The sequence below is a fragment of the Polaribacter sp. Asnod1-A03 genome (assembly GCF_045063585.1).
GTDB lineage: Bacteria > Bacteroidota > Bacteroidia > Flavobacteriales > Flavobacteriaceae > Polaribacter.
In genome coordinates this window covers 1-4,641 of sequence record NZ_JBEFOE010000002.1, presented here as the reverse complement: position 1 = coordinate 4,641, position 4,641 = coordinate 1, and the positions used below count along the sequence as shown (strand labels likewise).

The window sequence follows — 4,641 nt, the reverse complement described above, 5'->3', positions numbered from 1 at the left end:
TCACAATTCTCAACTCCATCAGGTGTATTCATAGGTTTGTCACTCATTCCAGATGTGACTAATGTATGAAAAGGTTTATCTTTTGTTGGTTTTACCCAATGAATATCTATATGAACCTGTTCAGATACTATTTCGTGAAAAACCATTTCGATTTCACCAATATGCTTTTCAATGTGGTCTGATATTTCTTCTATTGATGGTTCGCCAGACGCTCCTTCAAATTCCTTTTGGTCTGATTCTTCATATCGATATATAGGCGAACCTGATTCTGATTTCTCCATTTTTTTTCTTAATTAAAGCTAACGTGTTTATATATGGTTTGTTGCGTGGTTTAAGCACCTAATTTAGTAAATAATTACTGACAAAGAAAATCCGAGAGGATTTTCGTAAGTAAGCTTTTTGCCAGCAATAAATTATATATGTTGTTGTGCATAATGTTTTTATTCGTCTAACATTTTTTGTCCAATAGAACCAACTATAAAAAATACAAAACAACTTATTAGAAATATAATAAATTGAGCAATGTACATTCCAAAATGAATTTCGGTATTAATTAAGTTTAGTATTAATATTATTACAGAAGGAACTAAACCAAAAATAATTATCAATGAAATAATTAAAGCAACAAATTGCCACCTTACTTTCTCATTTGTATTGGAAATTCCTGATGAAAATTTCACAACAGACTGTCCAAATAATATTATTGCTATTACTGACCACTCAGTATTATAAAAAATTGATTTAAAGTCATTTTGAAATAGGCGAACCATTACTAAAATTACAATTGGTAACAATGTAAATAGAAATTCTGATGATAGAATATATTTTATAGTTTTATCTACTTTCATTAATTATTATGTATTACATCTAATACTTCAATGATTTCTAATTTATCTGATATCAAATAACCATTTGTATTATATTTAGAGGTTTGCTTGACCTTTACTTTTAAAGAATCCCCAGGAACTACAATTGTTTTTCCTGAATGAAATTTTTCCAACCAATCTATGTGAGAAATTTTAATAGAAGCTGATTTATTTCCGTGTTTGAAAGACCAAGCAGAATCTCCTAAAAAATCTGGTTTTTTTATTAAATATATCATTTCTGTTTCATTCACTATTTCATTTTCAGTTAGAGCGTTTTCTACAGCATCAATATCAATTTTTTCTGTTCCGGATTTAATATTTTTTATTTCTCTGTTTTTAGATTTTAATTCAAAAGATTCCTTTTCGTTCAGTTCTTGAGTAGATTCATTAATTTTATTTATTGTTTTTGCTAATTTTAGAATATCGTGTTCTGCATAATTAAAAGAATCAGCTAATGATTTTTCTTTAGCAATTTTTTCTAAATTATTAGCTAACTCTTTTAAATCCTCAACAGAGGATTTTTGTTCTGAAATGAACTTTAAAGATTCAGCTCGAGATTCTTCAATATATTCTTCAATTTGTTCACTTTCTGGTGAATTGTCAATTTTACTTTCTTCATTAATTGTCAAAGCACTCCAAAATCGACCAATTATTGAACCTTTTTCAATATCATCTAAAACTATTTTTGATTTTACAGAACTATTAACTGTTTCAGCTATTAAATGGTCTAAATTATTTACACCATCAATCATTTCTGCAAACGCTCTAAAAAGTCTACTTGGATTTTCAGTTTCTCTTTTAAAATCTAACCTAATTTCGTATTTGTTGTTTAATTCTTTTTTCATTTAGGTTTTTTGGTCTGAGTGAGACATTATGCACAACGTGATTGTGTATGGTTAGTTGCGTGGTTAAGCAACTAATTTAGCAAACTTTTACGAACCCGTGAATATTCCGCAGGAATATTCACAAGTAGGCAGAAACAAAGCAATTAATTATACACGGTGTTAGGGTTAGTTATTTATCCATTCAATTGAACTTTCAGACATCTTTTTATAATTGTGACCTACATTTTCTATTGTGTCAATTTTCCAGTTAAATATCCAATTATTTTTGTTTGTTAATTCCTTATTTACGTTATAAAAATTTGTTCCACGCTCTAATCTGTGAGCTCCTTGTTCCATTGCTAAATTAGTTGTTCTGAAAGTTCCTAAATTTGGGTCATTATCTAACTCTCCTAATAGAATAATCAATCTTTTTTTATAAGATTTCTGTAAGTCAGATTTCAAATTCATTCCTGTATTTTTAATACCGTAAGGAAATTCAAGATTCTCTTTTGGTAAGCTATAAAATCCAGAATTAGCTGAAATAGCTGTTCTAATTCTCGATTCAGGCATTAACAATATCATTCTATGAACAAATTGTCCACCAGCAGAATGTCCAAAGATGTCGTAATTTTCATTCGATATATTATTAATTGATTTGATATGGTCAAATATATTTTCCACTGCTGTATAGGCCCATTCCTTTTTCGGGTTTTGAGTCCCGAAAAAAGTGAATAAATTTCCTTCTTGATAATCGTTAGTTGTATATTTTGAAAACTTATTTTCAAATTCAGGTGCTATTATTAATAAATTGTTCTTTTTGGCAATTTCAATCCAAGCATTAAGATAGTCATCAGCATTTCTTCCACCTCCGTGCATAACGAAAACTATCTTATCTTCATTTTTCCAGTTTTCAGGTTTGAATGTCCAAACTTTAATAGATTTTCTTTCACTTTGCTTGTAGGCATACATAACAAAAGAATCTTGACCATTTTTTATTTTGATATTTTCTGTAATTTCTGGTCCTTTAGGAAGTTTGTATAGATAAATATAACCTACTATTGAAAGAAGAACTAATATTGAAAAAGTATATAAAATTATCTTTTTTAAAATTCTAAAAGTCTTGTTCATTTGGATTGGTTTGTTTGTGAACTCAAATATAGTTTTAGATAATTTCTATTTAATTTTTTTCTTTCCGAATTGTTAATTTTCGAAGACGAAATGTTTTTTTTAATTAACCCTAACGTGTTTATATATGGTTTGTTGCGTGGTTAAGCACCTAATTTAGTAAATAAAAACTGACCAAGAAAATCCTCGCGGATTTTCGCAAGTAAGCAATTTGCCAGCAATAAATTATATATGGTGTTGGGCATAGTTTTTATTTCGTTTCGTACCAGTTTTTATATTCCAAATGTTCATTTAATTCCTTTTCATTCTTTTTAAACAGAATTTTTGAGAAATTCCGACTTTCTGCGATATTCTTTTCTTGAAAAAAATCAGTTATCATAAAGTGAATGAATGGATTCTCAATATCTGCCATTTTTAAAGTTGAATACCTTTTTCGGGATTTAGGATATTGTTTCCAAAATCGCTTATAATCGCTATAAATCCTTTCTGTTACTTTTAAAATTATTTCATTTAGTAATTCCAATGGGATTTGATTTTCAGCAATTCCAATATAATACTCTCTAATCTTTGAGTAAAATTCTTGTTTGGGTTCAATTCTATTTTCAGTTTTCCAGAATAGCATTTATGTTAATTGTAATTCTATATTTTCGTGTTCTTTTATTATTTCTATTATTCTGTCAAAATATTTCAATTCCGATTTGCTTTTTCGCTTCTATGCCATTTTAAAATATATTTCTCGTTCACTTCGTGAACTCCAAATCCGCCAGACAAAACGTCATTAAAAGCATCTAAATTTCGACCAATTTTCCAATTTAAACCTGAAGTCATTTTTGATTCCACTTCTCGATAAAAACCTTTTTGATTTGAAAATTTGTTCCCATTTATCTCGATAATTCTCATTCGTTTTTAATTATGCCCAACGGTTTTGTGTATGGTTAGTTGCGTGTTTAAGCAACTAATTTAGTAAACAAAAACGAGCGCGAGAAAATTCCGAAGGAATTTTCCAAATAAGCACTTGCCAAAGCAATTAATTATACACGGTGTTGCCCACAGTATTTATTTTTTACTATGTCGTTCAATATATATATCTAAATAATTTTGAACTTCAATTTTGTCTTTTAAATTCACTATTTTGTTCTGTATAGGATAATTATCTACCAAAATCATATCATATTTTTTTCCAATCTCGTTAAGTCCGTTGATAATATTAGTTTTATTTATTTCTGGCCAATTAAAAGACGATAACCAAATGTTTTCAACCTTATCGGTTTCTCCATCAAAGAAAATAGCGCTAATTAAACTTCCAAATGCTCTTGACTTAGGGTCTTCCAAAACGTGTGGTTCACCAATTCCAGCATAACTAATCTTTTCATACTCTTGCAATTCCGCAGTTTTGAGTAAGTCAATTAATTCCGTTTTCGAAATTTCTAATTCTTTTGTTTCAATTTTTCTAATTTCAGTTGAGTCAGTTATTTTTCCGAGTTGTTTTTTTGCAAAATCAATATTTTTTGAAGACATAATTTCAACCATTAAATAGTCATCTTCCCATAAAACCATAGTTGATGGAATTTCTTTATTGGATTTTTGATTATGTTTTTGAATATCTTTTTTCGCTTTATTTCCGTGTTTATAAGCCTAATAAAGTCCGATTAAAATGACTAAAATAAAAAGTAAAGTTTGCGTCATAATCGGTTTTGTTATATGTCTCGTCCTGAAATATGGCTACAGGTTAAAATTTATTTTTAAGCTGATAATTTATATACCATATTCGGTGTTTTATAACCTAAAGATAAGTGTAATCTTATTTCGTTGTATAAATTAATTGC

General features: G+C 28.4%; 7 protein-coding genes. All 7 read right to left on the bottom strand.

The genetic code is table 11. The annotated features are described in order from the left end of the window. Positions 1-281: suppressor of fused domain protein (locus ACJJVY_RS00050; RefSeq protein WP_405603875.1), on the bottom strand; the 281-nt coding region annotated here is incomplete at its 3' end. A gap of 159 nt (positions 282-440) precedes the next feature. Then, entirely contained in the window at positions 441-848 is a 408-nt protein-coding gene (locus ACJJVY_RS00045; protein ID WP_405603873.1) for a hypothetical protein, read from the bottom strand. Continuing rightward, a complete protein-coding gene (locus tag ACJJVY_RS00040) occupies positions 848-1,711 on the bottom strand; it encodes a hypothetical protein (protein WP_405603871.1) in 864 nt (287 codons plus the stop codon). The genes ACJJVY_RS00045 and ACJJVY_RS00040 overlap by 1 nt, the downstream gene beginning before the upstream one ends. Before the next feature lie 165 nt (positions 1,712-1,876). Continuing rightward, positions 1,877-2,818 carry a hypothetical protein gene (locus ACJJVY_RS00035; RefSeq protein ID WP_405603869.1) on the bottom strand — a complete coding sequence of 314 codons (942 nt, stop codon included), beginning with the start codon at positions 2,816-2,818 and terminating at the stop codon, positions 1,877-1,879. A 247-nt stretch (positions 2,819-3,065) separates the two neighbouring features. Continuing rightward, on the bottom strand, positions 3,066-3,437 hold the full coding sequence (locus tag ACJJVY_RS00030) for a hypothetical protein (RefSeq protein ID WP_405603867.1): 372 nt from the start codon (positions 3,435-3,437) through the stop codon (positions 3,066-3,068). A gap of 65 nt (positions 3,438-3,502) precedes the next feature. Further along, positions 3,503-3,643, bottom strand: a complete 141-nt coding sequence (locus ACJJVY_RS00025; protein ID WP_405603865.1) for a barstar family protein — start codon at positions 3,641-3,643, stop codon at positions 3,503-3,505. Between the two features lie 228 nt (positions 3,644-3,871). Beyond that, complete coding sequence (locus tag ACJJVY_RS00020) at positions 3,872-4,372, bottom strand: hypothetical protein (protein WP_405603863.1); 501 nt, start codon at positions 4,370-4,372, stop codon at positions 3,872-3,874. Positions 4,373-4,641: the final 269 nt, after the last annotated feature.

Bases quoted from the DNA above. Each gene is read 5' to 3' on its own strand.
- ACJJVY_RS00045 (WP_405603873.1), bottom strand. From the start codon at position 848: ATGAAAGTAGATAAAACTATAAAATATATTCTATCATCAGAATTTCTA.
- ACJJVY_RS00040 (WP_405603871.1), bottom strand. From the start codon at position 1,711: ATGAAAAAAGAATTAAACAACAAATACGAAATTAGGTTAGATTTTAAA.
- ACJJVY_RS00035 (WP_405603869.1), bottom strand. From the start codon at position 2,818: ATGAACAAGACTTTTAGAATTTTAAAAAAGATAATTTTATATACTTTT.
- ACJJVY_RS00030 (WP_405603867.1), bottom strand. From the start codon at position 3,437: ATGCTATTCTGGAAAACTGAAAATAGAATTGAACCCAAACAAGAATTT.
- ACJJVY_RS00025 (WP_405603865.1), bottom strand. From the start codon at position 3,643: ATGACTTCAGGTTTAAATTGGAAAATTGGTCGAAATTTAGATGCTTTT.
- ACJJVY_RS00020 (WP_405603863.1), bottom strand. From the start codon at position 4,372: ATGGTTTTATGGGAAGATGACTATTTAATGGTTGAAATTATGTCTTCA.